The organism is Dapis hubbardiae BLCC-M172 (assembly GCF_050016015.1).
Taxonomy (GTDB): domain Bacteria; phylum Cyanobacteriota; class Cyanobacteriia; order Cyanobacteriales; family Microcoleaceae; genus Trichodesmium.
On sequence record NZ_JBNHEQ010000251.1, the window covers coordinates 1 to 17,893 of the forward strand.

Annotated in this window: 21 protein-coding genes; 11 read left to right on the top strand and 10 right to left on the bottom strand. The window is 34.3% G+C overall.

Annotated elements, in window-relative coordinates:
• Positions 1-994: 994 nt before the first annotated feature.
• Positions 995-1,729 (bottom strand): PspA/IM30 family protein, encoded by a 735-nt coding sequence (locus ACP6PK_RS23285; protein ID WP_094672382.1) that lies wholly within the window; start codon positions 1,727-1,729, stop codon positions 995-997.
• 148 nt (positions 1,730-1,877) lie between these two features.
• Positions 1,878-3,131: a hypothetical protein gene (locus tag ACP6PK_RS23290; protein WP_426563098.1), complete on the bottom strand. Its 1,254-nt coding sequence runs from the start codon at positions 3,129-3,131 to the stop codon at positions 1,878-1,880.
• Between the two features lie 575 nt (positions 3,132-3,706).
• Here ACP6PK_RS23290 and ACP6PK_RS23295 point away from each other — a divergent pair.
• Together ACP6PK_RS23295 and ACP6PK_RS23300 are read left to right on the top strand one after the other, a co-directional pair.
• Positions 3,707-4,270, top strand: coding sequence for a DciA family protein (locus ACP6PK_RS23295; RefSeq protein WP_094672384.1), 564 nt, complete (start codon positions 3,707-3,709; stop codon positions 4,268-4,270).
• A gap of 892 nt (positions 4,271-5,162) precedes the next feature.
• Positions 5,163-5,441 (top strand): hypothetical protein, encoded by a 279-nt coding sequence (locus tag ACP6PK_RS23300; RefSeq protein ID WP_094671643.1) that lies wholly within the window; start codon positions 5,163-5,165, stop codon positions 5,439-5,441.
• Between the two features lie 590 nt (positions 5,442-6,031).
• Here ACP6PK_RS23300 and menB read toward each other — a convergent pair.
• A complete protein-coding gene (gene menB / locus ACP6PK_RS23305; protein ID WP_426563151.1) occupies positions 6,032-6,865 on the bottom strand; it encodes a 1,4-dihydroxy-2-naphthoyl-CoA synthase in 834 nt (277 codons plus the stop codon).
• A 248-nt stretch (positions 6,866-7,113) separates the two neighbouring features.
• On the opposite strand from menB, the gene tadA reads away from it, so the two are divergent.
• From tadA to ACP6PK_RS23335, 6 genes are all read left to right on the top strand, one after another.
• A complete protein-coding gene (gene tadA, locus ACP6PK_RS23310) occupies positions 7,114-7,584 on the top strand; it encodes a tRNA adenosine(34) deaminase TadA (RefSeq protein ID WP_094671642.1) in 471 nt (156 codons plus the stop codon).
• 529 nt (positions 7,585-8,113) lie between these two features.
• Positions 8,114-8,356: a hypothetical protein gene (locus tag ACP6PK_RS23315; protein ID WP_426563101.1), complete on the top strand. Its 243-nt coding sequence runs from the start codon at positions 8,114-8,116 to the stop codon at positions 8,354-8,356.
• Positions 8,357-8,577: 221 nt separating this feature from the next.
• Positions 8,578-8,724, top strand: a complete 147-nt coding sequence (locus ACP6PK_RS23320) for a hypothetical protein (protein WP_426563103.1) — start codon at positions 8,578-8,580, stop codon at positions 8,722-8,724.
• Positions 8,714-8,872: a lysophospholipid acyltransferase family protein gene (locus tag ACP6PK_RS23325; protein ID WP_426563104.1), complete on the top strand. Its 159-nt coding sequence runs from the start codon at positions 8,714-8,716 to the stop codon at positions 8,870-8,872. The genes ACP6PK_RS23320 and ACP6PK_RS23325 overlap by 11 nt, the downstream gene beginning before the upstream one ends.
• Before the next feature lie 305 nt (positions 8,873-9,177).
• Positions 9,178-9,591, top strand: coding sequence for a hypothetical protein (locus ACP6PK_RS23330; RefSeq protein ID WP_426563106.1), 414 nt, complete (start codon positions 9,178-9,180; stop codon positions 9,589-9,591).
• Positions 9,592-10,314: 723 nt separating this feature from the next.
• Complete coding sequence (locus ACP6PK_RS23335) at positions 10,315-10,449, top strand: hypothetical protein (protein ID WP_426563108.1); 135 nt, start codon at positions 10,315-10,317, stop codon at positions 10,447-10,449.
• A 149-nt stretch (positions 10,450-10,598) separates the two neighbouring features.
• Here the strand turns inward: ACP6PK_RS23335 and ACP6PK_RS23340 are convergent, their stop codons facing one another.
• The 5 genes from ACP6PK_RS23340 to ACP6PK_RS23360 form a co-directional block, all read right to left on the bottom strand.
• Positions 10,599-11,132: a GUN4 domain-containing protein gene (locus ACP6PK_RS23340; protein WP_426563153.1), complete on the bottom strand. Its 534-nt coding sequence runs from the start codon at positions 11,130-11,132 to the stop codon at positions 10,599-10,601.
• Positions 11,083-11,463 (bottom strand): hypothetical protein, encoded by a 381-nt coding sequence (locus tag ACP6PK_RS23345; RefSeq protein ID WP_426563109.1) that lies wholly within the window; start codon positions 11,461-11,463, stop codon positions 11,083-11,085. Before ACP6PK_RS23345 ends, ACP6PK_RS23340 begins: the two co-directional genes overlap by 50 nt.
• Before the next feature lie 48 nt (positions 11,464-11,511).
• Positions 11,512-11,754 (bottom strand): hypothetical protein, encoded by a 243-nt coding sequence (locus ACP6PK_RS23350; RefSeq protein ID WP_426563111.1) that lies wholly within the window; start codon positions 11,752-11,754, stop codon positions 11,512-11,514.
• 84 nt (positions 11,755-11,838) lie between these two features.
• Positions 11,839-12,018 carry a protein kinase domain-containing protein gene (locus tag ACP6PK_RS23355; RefSeq protein ID WP_426563155.1) on the bottom strand — a complete coding sequence of 60 codons (180 nt, stop codon included), beginning with the start codon at positions 12,016-12,018 and terminating at the stop codon, positions 11,839-11,841.
• Positions 12,019-12,215: 197 nt separating this feature from the next.
• The gene (locus ACP6PK_RS23360; protein ID WP_426563113.1) at positions 12,216-12,395 is read right to left on the bottom strand and encodes a hypothetical protein; all 180 of its coding nucleotides are present in this window, start codon (positions 12,393-12,395) and stop codon (positions 12,216-12,218) included.
• Positions 12,396-12,497: 102 nt separating this feature from the next.
• Between ACP6PK_RS23360 and ACP6PK_RS23365 the strand changes: the two genes are divergently transcribed.
• On the top strand, positions 12,498-12,872 hold the full coding sequence (locus ACP6PK_RS23365; RefSeq protein ID WP_426563115.1) for a hypothetical protein: 375 nt from the start codon (positions 12,498-12,500) through the stop codon (positions 12,870-12,872).
• A gap of 1,333 nt (positions 12,873-14,205) precedes the next feature.
• Positions 14,206-15,684: an FAD-linked oxidase C-terminal domain-containing protein gene (locus ACP6PK_RS23370; RefSeq protein WP_426563157.1), complete on the top strand. Its 1,479-nt coding sequence runs from the start codon at positions 14,206-14,208 to the stop codon at positions 15,682-15,684.
• Between the two features lie 754 nt (positions 15,685-16,438).
• On the opposite strand, the gene ACP6PK_RS23375 is transcribed toward ACP6PK_RS23370, so the two are convergent.
• Together ACP6PK_RS23375 and ACP6PK_RS23380 are read right to left on the bottom strand one after the other, a co-directional pair.
• Positions 16,439-17,092: a choice-of-anchor W domain-containing protein gene (locus ACP6PK_RS23375; RefSeq protein WP_426563117.1), complete on the bottom strand. Its 654-nt coding sequence runs from the start codon at positions 17,090-17,092 to the stop codon at positions 16,439-16,441.
• Complete coding sequence (locus tag ACP6PK_RS23380) at positions 17,080-17,220, bottom strand: hypothetical protein (protein ID WP_168186385.1); 141 nt, start codon at positions 17,218-17,220, stop codon at positions 17,080-17,082. The genes ACP6PK_RS23375 and ACP6PK_RS23380 overlap by 13 nt, the downstream gene beginning before the upstream one ends.
• A 211-nt stretch (positions 17,221-17,431) precedes the next feature.
• Here ACP6PK_RS23380 and ACP6PK_RS23385 point away from each other — a divergent pair, with 211 nt between their 5' ends.
• The gene (locus ACP6PK_RS23385; protein WP_256386523.1) at positions 17,432-17,560 is read left to right on the top strand and encodes a hypothetical protein; all 129 of its coding nucleotides are present in this window, start codon (positions 17,432-17,434) and stop codon (positions 17,558-17,560) included.
• Positions 17,561-17,893 lie beyond the last annotated feature (333 nt).

A 17,893-nucleotide genomic window follows, 5' to 3' on the forward strand; every position in this document is an offset into this window, starting at 1 on the left:
TCAAGTTTTACCATCTTTGCATACTACATTTTGTCGTGCGGAATGTGGGTTAAAAATGAGACGTTTTTTCGTCTTAAACTACCTCATAGCAAGGAAGCTTTGTCTCAATCTAAAGTGAAATGACTATAAATAAAATTTTTTCAATTTTCCTAAATATTTAAGAGAGTGATAATTTGATTTATGGTCTCACTTTTTGTTGTTAGATATTATAAGTAATTATACCAAGCGTGAAAAAATAATGTTACAAATAATAAGCAGTATTAAAATACTTTCTAGGAAATATCTATTTGACGACAAAGATCAACTAATACATGGATCAACTAATACATGAAAAATTCTATCAAAACTATTCATCCTGAGTAAGCATTTCCTGCGGAATGCCGAGCAAACAGCAATAATATCCCGCCCTTAAGGATGGAGTTTAAATGAATATATAGTTTAAGCTCAAGGGAGCAGACTTTTGTAATAAGATTTAATTCTGGTTTAATCAATAAAGCTTTTATAGTCCACCAAAAGCAATAGCTAATAGCTGATGGCTGTTAACGTAGTTCCGACCTAGGAGGCTAGCTGATGGCTGAATGCTTACATAGAGACTCCTAACTCCTAAGCAGTAACCTAAATATTTGTAGTAAAGATTTATAAAACTGGTATTATACTTGATTCACTAGAGGATTTTATGTAACCTTTAATAATACAGTCTATAGTGCCGAATGTGGGCACAAAAGTTTTCTCAAATTGATTTGATGTTATCCTGTCAATTCGTCTTTACAAAGGATATTCAGTTTTCTGGCATAGTTTATGGTTTTGCAAGGGTGAGACGAAGGGACTTCCAAATCAACAAAAGATACAATTACCCTGAATTGAGGGAATAGTGAGTAGGAAAATTAGGTAGCGAAACTTTCAGGGTCTAGTTCAAAAATTGGATAATTTATTTTTTGCTATTCCCTAACTAAAGCTCACCTAAATTTTACTTTTAGCCCTTGAAATCTTGTTTTTAGGATACTTCACCAGTGTCTGATTGTTTCAGATAGGAACCTTTTTGATGAGGCAATTGAGAATTTGCCCCTCTAGGCAACATTTCCGCCTTCATTGCCTCCAACTGAGTCTCAATATCATTATCATCTCTTTCCAAAGATACAAACTCTTTCTCTAAACTATCAGTTCCTAACTCAGCCATCGCCTCAGACTTAGCCTCAAGCTGCATTATTTTCTCTTCCATCTGCTCAAAAGCACTCAGAGTATTACCAGTATTTACTGATCCTAAAATTTCATTCAGCTTTTCCGAGGCCCTAGCAGAACGTGCCCTAGCAATATACATATTCTTTTTTAATTTTGCTTCACTAATTTTCTGCTCCAACTGCCTCATATTTTGCTTCAGCTTTTCCACCACCTGTTTTTGCTGCTCCACCTGAACCTTCATCACGGTAGCTATTTCTTGGTATGACTTGCGTCTAGTAAGAGCTTCCCGCGCCAAATTTTCCTGGCCTTTTTGTAAAGCCAACTGCGCTCGTCTATACCATTCATCAGCAGTAGATTGAGCTTGGTAACATTGTCTTTCTGTGCCTTTTTGAGTAGCGATGGCCTGTGCCACTGCTTGGCGTAGTTTCACCAGGTCATTCTGCATATCTTTTACTGTCTGCTCCAGAACCTTCTCTGGATCTTCAGCACCAGAAACCAAAGTATTTATATTAGCCCGAATTATCCGCCAAAGGCGGTCAAAAATTCCCATCAAGACTCTCCATATTTATTATAATTTTTGCTCATAAAGTCTCCAGGAGTAATTCATTTTTCGTGCTTTAGCTTTTATACTTATTGGAGACAGAAATAACTTTACTCTCAAGTCATTTCTTAATAATCCTTTTTTTTATCTTCCCTAATTAATAATTCTCAGGTTTCAACTTGTAATATTTGGCATCCAGTCCTTCTTGGCGTAATTCTTGAAGAAACATTTTTGCTCTTTCTGGTTCCCAAAATGCCCCCATCTGTATCTTCATGCCATTAGATGTTTCACGAATATAAGCATCTGAAATTATTTGCTGCGCTTTATACAAAGATTCTTCATTCACATAATCCAGAACTACATAATACCAACCATCATCTGATTTAATTGGGTTAGTTATTTGAGAACTACTAGAAATTTCTGGGGAAGGTTTAACTATTGGGGATGGAGTTGGAGAAGATAAAGTAACTACAGTAGATGGGGCAGACTGAGGCAATAAAGTAGTACTGAGATTATCCAGTTTTGCAGTTGCTTTATTAGATTGTGAAGTAGTATTAACACTTCCCGATATTGGTGGTGGTACTACAGGTTTGACTTTTGTCGTAGGGGATGGGAACTGACTAGGTTTAGGATTAACATTACTTAGAGTATTCAAATCTAAATCTACAAACTCTTGAGATGCCAAGTCAGGAGATTTCGGTAAAGGTTTCTCCTGTCTATCTTCAACATTATCAGTAGTAGTTTCATCTGTATTTGTTTGAGCAGAAGTACCTTTGAAAAAACGATCTAAACCAAGATTGCTGAGAACTGATGGGTGCTTTACAACATAGCCCAAAGTAGTACAAGAGATAAAGAACAGAAACATTGAAACTATTCCCAGGGGAGTCAACAAACTTGCTAAATAATTAGATTGGTTCTGATGACTTGATTTTAATTTATCTAAACTCTCTAGAAGTTTCTCTGAAGATTCCAGATAGTTATCTGGTGCTTTAGAATTATTGTCACTTAATTGAGATGTCTGTTTCTCACCATCATGATTTTCTACATCACCTTTTTTAGCCATGCTAATTTCTGTAGGGCTGGGAGGATCAATGGCCAATGGTGAAGCTTTCTTAGCAGAAGTATTAGATGTTTCAGAGTTTTCCAATAATGAGTCCATATCAGATAAAGACAATGAGGAGAGTGTTTGATCCTCCACTGGTAATAGAGACATTAATTCGGGTGTTTTATAAATTTGTTTATTAATATTTTTCTGAGAAACTTGCGACTTTTCTGTTTCCCTACGGTACTTGCGATATCTTGTTAGTTCTGCTTCTAGCTCTACATCCAAACTTTCCATGACAGCTTGCAAAGTCCGATTTAATTCTTGGGTAGAATTTTTAGTAGACTTAACTATCGAATTTTGACTCATTTAATAACTCCTGCTAGTTAATCATTAACTTGACCTAATATTCGATTCAATTAATATAGTAATCAAAGGTTAGCACAGTGGAACAAATGGTCACAAGGCTTATAGAATGCATTTGGGATCTATGGGATTTATTTAAAATTATAGATTGAGAGTAGGGGAGTGGGGGAGTGTGGAGAGATGGGGTGTATTAGATATTTCCCAAAATTTAATCATCAAATCAATTATTACCAATTTTTTATCAATTACTTCTCGACTTGGACCTATTTTCTGGAGATACGGTTAGAGCTTCTATAACATACAGACTTTATCCTAATAACTAACAGGAAGTGTTAATGCACTAGGCCAGACATATCTAATGCTGTCTGTAAAGTGCTGCTGTAGCTAACCGTAAGACTCAATATCAAAAGTTGAATCATTCTGTTAATTTATTACAAACAACAAAATTGCTTACCTAAATTTAATAAGGTATGGACGTAGTATCAAAAATTAGGTTCTCAAACTTCACAACGAACTTTGAAACGTGTCGATTTTGGTTTTCAACCCTCCCTACTACCTTGAGCTAGAGTTTATCAAATATGGATTTTCAGTCTCTCAATCATATTTTAGGCAATCTCAAAATTATGGAGCGATCGCCCCAACAACAACATTTTCTGAAGCTGACAGAATCTTGGGAACAAATTTTAGGAGTAATGGCTAGGGAAACCAAACCATTATACATTGAGCGACGTGTTTTATATGTAGCAACATCCAGTGCTGCCTTGTCTCAAGAACTTCGTTTCCTAGTTCCCCAACTTTTAGAAAAGCTAAACCACCTTTTGTCTATACCTCTAGATGATATTCGATTCTCTCCAGCTCGATGGCATAATCATTACCCTCTCAATCAATCACTCCAAAATGAAAAAAATGATTGGCAAAAGCATCCTAGCATGATTCCTCAGTTGAACCCACCATCCCTGGCCAACTCTACTCCCAAAAATCAAAATCCTCAGACCACCTTTCAAAATTGGGCGAAAGCTATAAAGAACCGTTCTCAGAGTTTACCCCTTTGTCCTCAATGCCAATCTCCTACTCCCCCTGGAGAAATCGAACGTTGGTCAGTCTGTGCAATTTGCGCCACTAAGCAGTGGTCATCGGGATAGAAGTAGGGAGTAGGGGAGGGGAAACAAGGTACTAATAACACTTCACTTTCAGAATCTCACAAAATGATGGTAGCTCTAGGTAATAGGGAAATGGCTACCCTCACTTCGGAAAACTTTTCAACCAAAAGGTTGACCAACGTTTAATTATTAAGGCTTGATCTGCGAGCGGTATTGAGTGAAATGGTATAACTTCTTCCAACTCCTGTAATACCATTTATCAAAAACTTTTCTACATTTTATTGAGTAGGGTAGCGGGGGAGTAGGGGTAGGGATGTTACATGCAACATCCCTACAGGAGAGGGAAAAATCATAATAATTAATACTAAATTGTTAATAATCATCAAAAAAATTATTCGTCCTGCGTTAATTACTTAATAGTTGAAGTTTCCTATAAGGAAAGCATTAATGCATGGGAATTAGTATAATATATTCAAAAATGGGAATGAAACAGCCCTGTTTTCTCAAGGGGCTTCGTTCAAGGAATTATTCCCAAAAATGTAATTAAAAATACAAAATAATTAATTTATCTTAATCAGTTATTAAAAATTTTTAATAGCTTTTTTCCCTGTCTTTATAGGTACTTAGTAGCGATAAATATTGCCAGGTAATGGGTTTAAATATAACCTATTTGACTTCTATATGACTTACATTTTAGCTTGATCCCCATTAATTTTACCGAAATAATGTATTTATTCATACAAGTTTTATGGCCAGCTATTATCGAAATATTTCTGTTTATAACGGAATTATAAAAATAATATAAAATCTAGTTAATTGATAGGGATCTTCAGAAGCTAGATGTCATAATGGTTTTAATCGATTAAAACCATGAATTCCCAGGGATTAAAAATAATTTAAAGTCTAGTGAATATAAATTTTAGGAAAATTTTTTATGAAAACCACTCTAGCTTGTCGTCATTGCCAATACTATTCACCCGAGGGAAGGCGTGGTGGTGTTTGCCAAAAGTTAATGACACCAGTTGAAAGTAATTGGAAGGCCTGTTCATTAGCTTTACCTCCCTTTGCAGCATACAGAGAAAATCGGAATAGTATAGTTATGTGGCATCAGAAAATTGATGAAACATTGGAAGTAGTTTTACCCCTAAAACCTACTGCTAATAATATTCGTCAACTAAGTAATACAGTTAGAGTTGCTTCTTATGAGCAATAAATTTAAGTTAAGGTGTCAGTAAATCTAGTCTAATTTTCCTGATTTCTTTAGATTTATCATCCCTAGAATTTACGGCATTGTTGAATTTATATATAGCGTTTCTCACTTTTTTTGAGGTACAGTTGTTTTTCTCCTACCCTACTCCCCATTTCGCTATCTTCCCTGCTCCCTACTCCCTACTCCCTACTCCCTACTCCCTAAAACCAAGGAATTTTGTACCTCACGCTTCTTGGGAATTGCTATATAATTTTGCTAAATTCCTATTGGAGTTTATAGGTTTCAGCCATACATCTGAAAAATAGCTGTTATCCTATTCCGTTCAATAACAAATTATAACAGGAGAGGATAACCAAAGTGCAAATAAACTGTTTCCTCTGGTTATGAGTGGTAGAAAAATTCCGTCTCGATCTAAGACTAATTAGCTGTTGGGAAACAACATCCCAAGTATACTCATGCTGTTTATTTATATATAGCAGTTTTCACTTCATGACTTGCATTACTTCTTCGTTCTTCCTTTGTGAAAACTGCTATAATCCACTGAAGGATTAGGGCTAGGTAGGAATCTCAGTGCCTTGATCCGGGAGAGGATGTCAAGGTAGCCAAGGATATCTACTAAAATCTGGAGGCCGTTTTTCTAGGAACGCCTTTTTACCTTCAGCTCCTTCCTCCGTCATGTAATAAAGAAGGGTAGCATTACCCGCTAATTCTTGTAGTCCAGCTTGTCCATCACAATCGGCATTAAAAGCTGCTTTGAGACAACGAATGGCAATCGGGCTTTTTTCCAAAATTTCAAGTGCCCACTTAACGCCTTCTGTTTCTAATTCCTCAACTGGTACAACACAATTAACTAAACCCATTTCCAAAGCTTGTTGGGCTGTGTATTGCCGACAGAGAAACCAAATTTCTCGTGCTTTTTTCTGACCAACAATTCTTGCTAAATAACTGGCCCCAAACCCACCATCAAAACTACCTACCTTCGGACCAGTTTGACCAAAAATTGCATTATCTGCAGCAATAGTTAGGTCACAAATAATATGTAAAACATGACCTCCACCAATAGCATATCCAGCTACTAAAGCAATGACAACTTTAGGCATGGAACGAATTAACCGTTGTAAGTCCAAGACATTCAACCGTGGCACTCCAGCCTCATCAACGTAACCTGCTTTACCCCGCACACTTTGGTCTCCACCAGCACAGAAAGCATATTTACCATCTGTATGAGGTCCAGCACCTGTAAACAAAACTACTCCAATATTTGGGTCTTCACGAGCGTCAACAAAAGCATCATAAAGTTCAAATACAGTTTTAGGGCGAAAAGCATTACGTTTGTGGGGACGGTTAATAGTTATTTTGGCAATTCTGTCAGTTTTTTGGTAGAGAATATCGTTATAGTCTTTAACAATTTGCCATTCTATTTGCAAAGGTTGATTAGTCATTTCAGTTATCAGTTATCAGTTATCAGTTATCAGTTATCAGTTATCAGTTAGCTTTCTATAAAGGGACTACCTTCAGAGTTATTGATACTAACCAAGGAAATTTCGTAGTTTGAAAAACCATAATCAGGGCAGTAAATCTGGTTTCTTGTTTAGGTGTAGTTTTGTATAAGACTAATGATACTATGGGTTCCCTATTGTTATCTTGGTTATAGTAGGGTTGGGAAAATGTCAAGATGATTGACCATCCAAGTTATCTAGTCCATAAAAAATGGATGAGTCGGGTATTAGAACTGGCCAAAATTGCTGGTGATGCTGGAGAGGTCCCAGTGGGTGCTGTGATAGTTAACTCAGATGGTCAGTTAATTACAGAAGCTCAAAACCGACGGGAGCGAGATTTTGACCCTACTGCTCATGCGGAAATATTGGCTTTGCGACAAGCGGGACTAATTTTGCGTAATTGGCACTTAAATCAATGTACTCTTTATGTTAATCTTGAACCTTGTCCAATGTGTAGTGGGGCAATATTGCAGGCAAGAATAGGTTTATTGGTTTATGGAGCGGACGATCCGAAAACTGGCACAGTTAGGACAGTGGCTAATTTTCCAGATAGTGTTTTTTCTAATCATCGTTTGTCTGTATTGGGGGGAATAATGGAATCTGCTTGTCGTCAACAATTACAGTCTTGGTTTGCTCAATTTAGGTAATAGGAAAAGGAATTAATTTTGCCATTTAAAAATCCCCTAATTAACTAGCCATTAGCTATCAGCTAAAAATTCAAGAGTTTACCAAAAAATTAAGGTATAAAGCCTCTTCATTAATCAAGAAAAAAATCCTTTTAGCCAATTCTGTTCTTGATAATAATTAATAATTAATAATTAATAATTATTAATTGTTGAACTCCACTATGTTTGGAAAAGCGCGTGGTGTGTGTTAATGGGGGAATTAAAACACTAAGTTATATATAGCAATCCTAAATGATTTGTGAGAATTTTTATTATAGTTAATTATAATGATAATCTTGAAAATTATGACTCCTGACTCCTGGCTCCTGACTCCTAACTGCCACCAAAATATTACAAATGAAATAGGATTGCTATACCTTGAGAAGCTGATAGCTGATAGCTGAGTGCTAGTATAGACAGTTAAATAAGTGTCATTTAAAGAGTCAGCTACAACAGCTACAAAATTTACCTTAAAGTTAATAAATTAACTTAGATATTGAGGTAAAAAATTATGATGGTTCTCAAGTACATTCCATCATTTTTCAAAACAGCAAATTTTCCAGCTAATTCTACAAGTTCAACTTCAAGTATTTGTTCTTGGTTAGTTTCTTTATCTTATTTTCTCAGTCATTATATAGTAATGCCCTTTTATTTTCAGAGAATAAATATTATTGGTCAAGAAAATATTCGGAAAGTAAGACCAGTGATTTTAGCTCCTACTCATTGTTCTAGTTGGGATGGGTTAATTATGTAAGTATTCAGCCGTCAGCTATCAGCTATCAGCCATTGTTTCTGATGTATTAGAAAAGCTTTATTAATGGTACTTAGAAATTTTCAGGGATAAAAATCGCTTGTTTGTGAAGCATTCCGTTTGCGAAGCATTCCGAAGGTAAGGAAAGAAAAGTCTGTTTGCTGAAAGCTGAGAGCTAATAGCTGAATCCTTACTTAATTATAGCTTATGCTACAGGTAAATTAATGACAGGTCGAGACCCAAAATTTATGGTGCAAATGGTAGAAGTTAAAAGTTTACAGGGTTGGTTTATTAGACGTTTGGGTGGATTTCCTATTAATCCTAAAAATCCGTTCTTGTTTTCGTCATGGAGCGGAATTAATGTTAAATAGGGAGATGTTAGTAATATTACCTGAAGGTAAGATTTATCGCTATAACCAAGTTCATCCTCTTAAAAATAGATTAGCAAGAATAGAATTTCGGGCTAAATATCATCAACCAAATCTTGATGTTAAAGTAGTACCTATATCTTTGAATTAAAATCCAGTTATTCCGCGTCGTGGTTGTAATATTAAAATTTGTATTGGTGTTCTTTTGTTGGTTAAAGATTATATTTGTGGTGATGGAAAAAAGCAGGCACAAAACTTAACTATGGATTTAGAGGCAGCATTGAAAAATCTCAATCAGGATTAAATTATTCAAGATAGCCAAGAAGAAAAAATATCATATTTATCAGGTACAGTATTTTTTTCTGTTTTCTATTCCCTGTTTGCTCTTCTTTAAAATCAAAAAATTATGTATATCATCAATTTGAAAAATTCTATATAATATCAATTATTTTTTATATGAAGCGAGAATTAAAAGATTTTAACCCTAAGTTCCAACCCAGTCAAATTGTTTGTTTAGAACATGGAAATACTTGTTTATATGCAGAAGTAATTCAGGTGTTAGAAGCACGTCAAATGTGTTGGGTTCGGCCTTTGATTTTAAAAGTATTTTCCTCAGAAAGTGAGTGTGAAAATAATCAAGATGTGTCAGAAATATCTAGGTTATGGGATTTGCGAGATGGTGCGGATTTGGTATGGCCGATTTGTTTATTTAGGGAAGTTATTGATACAGAGTTTCTGCCACTTTTATCTGAGTTATATTTGTTGGATAGCGAACCGAAAAATTTGCATATTTCACATCAACATTTAAGAGATTTTGTTAGGGAGGTTTGGCGGGCTTTCCCTGATGTTTTCCCCTTAGTTCAAGATTAATTTATTTGAGAATTTTAGATTTGATAGATAATTAATTCTTAGTCATACTATTATTGAAAGTTTGGTATAGCAATCTCATTAATGAGTTGTGAAAAAAATTGTAGGAGTTTGGTCTCCAAACCTAAGGGAAAATATGATTTTAAGACTAAACCCCTAGTGCTGCTACGCCGAAGTTAAAAGTCAAAAGTATTATACCAATTACCAAAAGTAATGCTATACTTGGGTGGCACTTCAATTATTAAGTAATTAACACAATCCGAATAACTGTTTTGATAATTACTGGTCAGTTAATGTTAATTATTCTTATTTTTACTTTTCCCGTAGGGATGTTGCATGCAACATCCCTACACTCCCCTACTCTCCTACTCTGAAATAGATAAAGTTTTTGAGAAATGGTATTAGTTAGTTACTAAGTCTTTTAGGATTTTGTAACTGGTCAATTATTTCCGCAATCCTGCACTAGGATAAAATATTACAACCCCGGAATGAATTGCTATAATTTTTTTCATATACACAAAATTTGTGCATTTTGGTAGTTAATAAAAATTGCAATAATAACGCTACAAAATTTTACCGAATAATGAATAATGAATAATTAAATAATTCTGGTTAAAAGCCGACAATTTAAAAAAGAAAAAAAATTATTTTTTTCCTTGAGCGTCAATCCTATCCCTAAAAGTGAGAGGTAATTATTAATTGTTAATTGTTAATTGGTGAATTTTGATGATTTATATTGAATCCGGTAGGGTGGGATTTATGAAGGTTATAAATGATGCTGCCACTGTTGATAATGATGCTAGTCAGCAAGATGCTCCCAATTTTTATAATACCGATACTACCGGAGATGATATTACCTAAAAAATGGTGAGGGAGCTATGACACGAAAAAAAGAATCGAGCATGGAGTTTAGAGCAACTTGATTTACATCAGGGGTTTTCTGAATTTAGATTTTTTACTTTTGATTTAGCGACATGGTGCTATGTTTTAGAGTGGAAAAAAATAGTCTATCAAATGTTACATTCTGCTAGTTTTTCTGCTAAATAAGGAGCGCCAAAATCCCAAACATGAGAAGTAATTCTAAAAGGAAGATGTCCGTAAGGAGCTGAAATTTTATATGTAATATGTTTATATCTTTTATGATTTTCTCCCCATCCGACTTCCTGAATAAAATTATCGGCTATCCCTACATTATAAATTCCTGATTTACCTCCTAATTCTATCCAAATCTGTTTTTGAATGGTAAATCCAAATTTGCCGTTACTATAGTTAATCCACAATTGATTAATTTTATCTAGGTCTGTGCAGGGGATATTTTTAATATCTTCTATATTCAACCAATACTCTTTTTCTCGCCCTACCAGTGAAAGTATAATTCTTAGTGTTTCTTTGTCTGCTTCTTCAAAGCTATCGGATGACAATAATTTTTCTAAAGGTGTGTAATCTACTTCTTGATCTATATAATTAATAGCTTTTTTGGGATTATCTGGAATATTAGTTTCTGGCGAAGGTTGGGGTGGTTTTTTGAGGTTGTATAGTGGGATGAGATTTTGGTTGTCGAATAGGAGTAGTAGGAGTAGAAGTTTGGGGTAATTTTTGAGGTTGTATAGTGGGATTAGATTTTTGTTGTGGAATAGGAGTAGTAGGAGTAGGTTGAGGAGTTGAAGGGTGATAATTTCTTCTAAAATTTAGCTTGGGAGAATGGATATAAATAGTAACAACAAATATGAAAATACTAGCTCCAGTAAATAATATATTGGCTTCGCTTCTAGGAATAGTTTTTACAGGATTTTGATAAATAGGTTTTATACCTGGAATATGTAAGGTAGCCATTTGAGAAAAGGCTGTGCGAGAAACCTGAGACATTTGAGACATAATGCTCTGAGGTTGAATTTGAAGTAATGCCAACCATTCTTGCAAAGTTTAAGGGCGGTCTTCCGGTTGAATTTCCGTTCCTTTGAGAATTGCATTGTTGAGGCGATCGCTAATTTTTTTATTAATTTGTTTTGGTTCTACTAATGGGTCGTATTTAGATTGTTTTCCCATCAGTTTAAAAACTAATTTTAAGACGAAAAGAGCTTGTTTTGGTAAGTGGGTTTTATGTATTGCTAATTGAGTATGATATCTATCTATAGAGTTAGGTAATTGATATTTAGTTAAAAGCACATAAAGTGTGGCTGCTAAAGCATAAATATCTGTATATTCTCCTGGTTGATGTTTGCGAATATATTGTTCTATAGGTGCATAACCTTATGTATAAAATTGGGTGTAGCTTTTAGTTTGATTGGGAATAAATTCACGGGCAATACCAAAATCTATTAGAACAAGTAGTTCTTGATTTTTGTGATTTTTGCGTAATATTATATTGTCTGGTTTGATATCCCGCTTGAGAATGTAATAGGACTCATTGTGAATAATGCTGTAACGAATAAAAGTGCTATTTTTTGTTCAAAAGTTGTATTTTCCCAAACTTCTCTAAAACCTATAGTGATAAAAGCTGTACGACTGTCCTTTAATAGAACATTTTGTGCTGTTCCTAAAAAAGATGTATAAGCATCAAAAATTACAGCAATTATATGAAATGGAATTAAAATTTCGTATTTATTATTTGTATATCCTGACCAAATTTATTCTGCATTTATGCTTAACCCTAAAATCAAAGCACTACCAATAAGAGCGCTTATATAAATAGGGATATATTCTTGTTTCCAATCAGTTACTCCAAATAAACCAATTATGCCTAAAAGACTGGTAGCAAAGTCCCAAATAGACCCTGCTGCAAATATAAAAAGTAAAACTCCTTGCATTTTATCTAACTCCAAATTTGTTTAAACTTATTTATCTAAAATAAAGAATAATTGCAGTAATAATAACTGCGATCATAAAAAATATTACCAGAAAGAATTCAGTTGAAATTCTTGTTTGTTATAGAAGGAAACTTGAATGGAACTAACTTAAGTTTCAATGAAGCCAACTTATCTCAAACAGATTTACATGAATTAATCGTACTTGCTAATGACAAAAGAGCAGTTGCAGAAAGTACAAATACTAAACCAGATAACCAACAAATTAAACCATACTTTAAAGATGTCATTACCTGGAATGATTTAGACTTCAATTCCCAGGCAGAAGTAAAAATTGCTGAAGCACTAGATCGCGCCAATATTATATTTTTATCCAACACAAAAATTCGACTAACAACTCCCACAGGTAGAGAAAATAAAATCGCTAACTTCGTCATTTTACACGACGGAAAATTAGGCATTCTTCAAACTAATAACTAACCTTTCCCACTAAATACAAACTTAGCTGCTAATATCAGAATTATTCAGCATTATGATATTTCAGTTTGTCTTCAACAACCAGATAAAGTTGTAGCATAATTTTTAGAGATATTGAATCAAATGTAAACCAAAAAATATGTTATTTATCCTAATTAATTATCTTAAACCCCTCAAATTATCAATAATAATTAGAATCAACAAAGTATAGTAATCCTAAATGATTTGTGAGAGAAAGCTGTAGCGGTTTGGTCTCCAAACCCTAGCATAAATAGGATTTGGAAACCAAACCCCTACGATAAAATCTTACCGAAAAATAAAGGTATAAAGCCTCTCACTCGCCGTGGAGAAACAAGCGGTCGTTTGCGGAGCATGACCTTAGGATGGGATGGCGTTTAGCTGGCGCACAACGCGCGTTAACGCTGCGCGACATGAAAAGCGTTTCGCTGCGCGACATGAAACGCGGCTCTGCAAGAGCGGGTCTCCTGCTCTTAACAGAGCCACTCCGTTAACGCCATATCCAATCGACCAAGAGAGAAAAAATTTTCCTTTTATTCAATCCTCTTCCTTTTAGGGAGAGGTAATAATTAATAATTAATAATTAATAATTAATTGTTGAAAACCTATTTAGGATTGCTATATACTTAAACAAAACTTAAATTATAAATAATTACAACTAGAGTTTGGGGAATTTTGATAATTTTTAACTAGATAATAGGTTGTTATAGCGGTTTTCACTTCATGACTTGCATTACTTCTTCCTTCTCTCCTAGATAATATGAGCCTTCTTCCTTTAAACCAAAATCTCTGTACTCTAAAAAACATGAAAATTGCTATATACCAGTTAAAAAAAAGAATGTTACGAATAGTAAGGAGGATAAAAATAATTTACAGGATACGTCTCTTTGACGAAAAAGATAGATTATTAACTAAGAAATAGCATCGAAGCTATTCCCATACGACTCCTGACTCCTGACTCCTAAAAAGTACCCTAGCTATTTGTAGTAAACATTTATCAAATTGGTATTAAAAGTATTTTTTTCCTACACCCCACACTCTCGAACCAAACGATATATAGCAAATTTTTTGAGATTTGGTATAACGACCCTAAACCTCTAGCTTTTTTCACCCCCCCCTAGAGAAAATCTTGGATTAGAAGCTATAATTAAGTGATAATATTTACCAAAAAAAGAGGGAATGCGCCTCCCCTTTTAAGGGAATGAAAAGATAACAGTTCATTATTTCAAGCCTCTGAGTTTCCTAGGTCATGCTGCGCAAACAGGCAGAGGTACTGATAACTGAAATGACCCTCAAAATTTCTATACCCATAAATAAAATGCTTACTAAAGACAAACAAAAAACGAAACGTAATTGGAAACAAATTGCCAAACAATTTGAAGCAGTTGTAGGAAAAAAAGGTGTAGTTCAACGCAAAGAAGAATTATTAGTATATGAATGTGATGGTCTAGCTAGTTATCGTCAAAGACCTGCATTAGTAATATTACCCCGCACCACCGAACAAGTCTCAGAAGCAGTAAAAATATGTCATAACCTCAATATTCCTTGGCTTCCTAGAGGTGCAGGAACAGGTCTTTCTGGAGGAGCATTACCAATAGAAGACTGTGTTTTAATCGTCACTTCATTAATGCAAAAAATCCTGAAAATAGACTTAGAAAATCAACAAGTTGTTGTACAATCAGGCATTATTAATAACTGGGTGACACAAGCAATTAGTGGCGCTGGTTTCTATTACGCTCCCGACCCTTCCAGTCAAATTATTTGTTCAATTGGTGGGAATATTGCTGAAAATTCTGGAGGCGTCCATTGTCTCAAATATGGAGTAACAACTAACCATGTTTTAGGATTAAAAATAGTTACTCCTGATGGTTCAATAGTTGATATTGGTGGGAAAATTCCTGAGATGCCTGGTTATGATTTAACAGGTTTATTTGTAGGTTCTGAAGGTACTCTGGGAATAGCCACAGAAATTACTTTGAGAGTTATTAAATCTGCTGAATCAGTATGTGTACTTTTAGCAGGATTTCCTAATATAGAAAATACTGGAAAAACTGTATCTGATATTATCAGTTCGGGCATAATTCCTGCTGGGATGGAAATCATGGATAATTTGAGTATTAATGCTGTAGAAGATGTTATTAATACGGGTTTATATCCCCGCAATGCTGATGGAATTTTGTTAGTAGAAATAGATGGTTTACAAGTGGAAGTTGATAGGAATAAAAAATTAATTCAAGAAATATGTAAAACTAATGGAGCAATAGAAATTACTACTGCTAGTGAACCAGAAAAGCAGATGAAGTTATGGAAAGGACGAAAAGCTGCTTTTGCTGCTGCTGGTAACTTAGGGAAAAATTATTTTGTTCAGGATGGGGTAATCCCTCGGACAAAAATGGCTTATGTTTTGCAAGCAATAGAGGAAATTAGTCATAAATATGGTTATAAAATTGCCAATGTTTTTCATGCTGGAGATGGGAATCTTCATCCTTTAATTATTTACGATGATTCTGTTGAAGGTGCTTTTGAAACTGTAGAAGAAATAGGAGGAGAAATTCTGAAAATTTGTGTGGAGGTTGGTGGTAGTTTGTCTGGAGAACATGGCATCGGTTCAGATAAGAAATGTTATATGTCTTTGATGTTTAGTGAGACAGATTTAGAAACTATGCAATGGGTAAGAAGTGTATTTAATTCTAAGGGTTTAGCTAATCCTGAAAAGATATTTCCTACACCTCGAACTTGCGGGGAATCTGCTAATATTCAGAAGGTTAAGCAGTTTGAAGGAGCGGAAGTTTTTTAAACTTTAGTTTGGTTTAATTTTAAATATTATCTAGTTACTAATTCAGAAAAACTATAGATAAATATTTAGAAGCTTTAAAGCGTTATTTTCAGCGAGCAAAAATTAGCTTGATTTTTTAGACGAAGGAGTAGTTTCTGGCAATCAATTTTCGGCGTTGTATTATCAAGGGATGATTTTGATATCTGCCCAAAAATTTACATTATCAAGGGATAGTTTTAGCTGATGCTAATTTAATTATCATCTCCCAACTATGTAACGCCGAAAAATCAACTAATATAATGTTTAGATAATCAGTTATCAAAAACTTTCTCCCTTCTAAACTTAACTCCTTCCCTTCTAACTTCAGTATAAGTTCCCTCTCCTTTCCTCCTTATAAAGTACAACTATTCAACCGCAGATTATATTAGTGACTGATACTAGATTCATAAGAAGTTGCAGAAAATCAAATTTTAATCAGAGTTCACTGTAGATAAAAACAGAAATACTCCAACAATTAATAATTAATAATTACCTTTCCTTGAAAAGAAGAAAGCTTTGATTAATGGATAATGAATAATGGATAATTGATAATTAAGTTCTGACTCCTCCCGAATTATTTATAACTGTTCATCTGGACATAATATTAATCATCAAATGATTTGGTCTCAGATTCAATTTAGCAGACTTAAAAAAGTAGATTGCAACCCTATTTTGTAATAAATACATGACTAATTGAATACTAACTATTGGGGTCAAACCATCTGAAATTTCTGATTTATCCTTTCTTCTGACGACGCAAACCAGCCATTGCTAAACCTACAACACCAACAGAAAATAGTGACATGGAAACTGGCTCTGGTGTTGTTGCTAATTCACCTGTCAATTCTTCTCCCATAATCACATCGCCTAGTTTAAGTTGAAATGCTAGTTCTGAACGGTGGGGAGCTGGGTTATCTTTATCTTTAAGGTCTCTAGGATCTCCAGTCCAAGTCATAGTTGTTGTGCCCGTTAATGTGAAACTCTCCTCTAGATCCGTTAACCATAGATATTGGGAGCTATTCCAATAATCACATCTTTCAGAGCAGGCAAAACTAGAATTTTCCGCGATCGCCTGACCATTTAGCATTAGATTATCTACCACAACACTATTATTTTGTTTACGAGCTGTTGTGCGGATAAATAGATCGTTAAAAGTATCTGTAATACCGTATTTTAAAGTTTGTCCACCAATTTCGTAAGTTAGTACATCTTTGAATAATGTTAGAGTAAAATATTCTGCTTTTCCACTCACCCAATCAAAACGACGGTACTCAACAGGAACTGTTTGACCATCGCCATTCTCATTATCGTAATGGATATTAAATTCATGTTCTGCTGTTCCTGATAAATCTCCAATTCGCCCCTCAGCAGCAACATCTATATGTTGCATCTAAATTGCTCAAAAGCTTCTTCTCCATTAATAACACCTCCTAGAGTAAAAGCTTTTGCTGAAACTGGCGCTCCTAAAAATCCAATCACTAATCCTGCTAATGGTAAAAATGATTTGTATTTATTCATATTTATCTGCTCTTAAAAGGTGTTCTTTTCTACCAATTAAATCTAACCTACCAAGAACTTAATTTGCAAGTAAAATAGTCAAACTTTACCGAATATTTAAATCTCTCAAAATGTTCAGTATTACTACATAAAAAAAATCATATAAATTGTAGAAATATCCGTAAATATCAGTAGATTATCATTACTACAGAACACTATTAATTAATAATAAATGATTTTAAATGCTCAAACCTTAGAGGCAATGATGCCTGATGCTACTCAGTTAGAAAGTGATGAACCTGAAATGGAAAGTTCCTTACATTATTTTCAGTTGTTATTATTAGTTAGTTGCCTAGAATAGTACTGGCGTGATGTCTCCAATTTCTTTATCAGAGCTAACCTAACTATCTATTTCAGTCGCCAATAATTGAAAAATAGATGATTTCGCAGAATAGATTTTTTTCTAGTTAAGACTACTGAAAAAAAAACACGCAGCTCTTGGATAGATAAGGCATAAAACTATAACGTCTGAGTTTTTAGATTTTAGATAAACTTAGGCATGAGGCGATTTACTCTATTAAAATAGATAAGGCATAAAACTATAACGTTTGAGTTTTTGGATTTTAGAGAAATTTAGGGATGAGGCGATTTACTCTATTAAAATAGATAAGGCATAAAACTATAACGTTTGAGT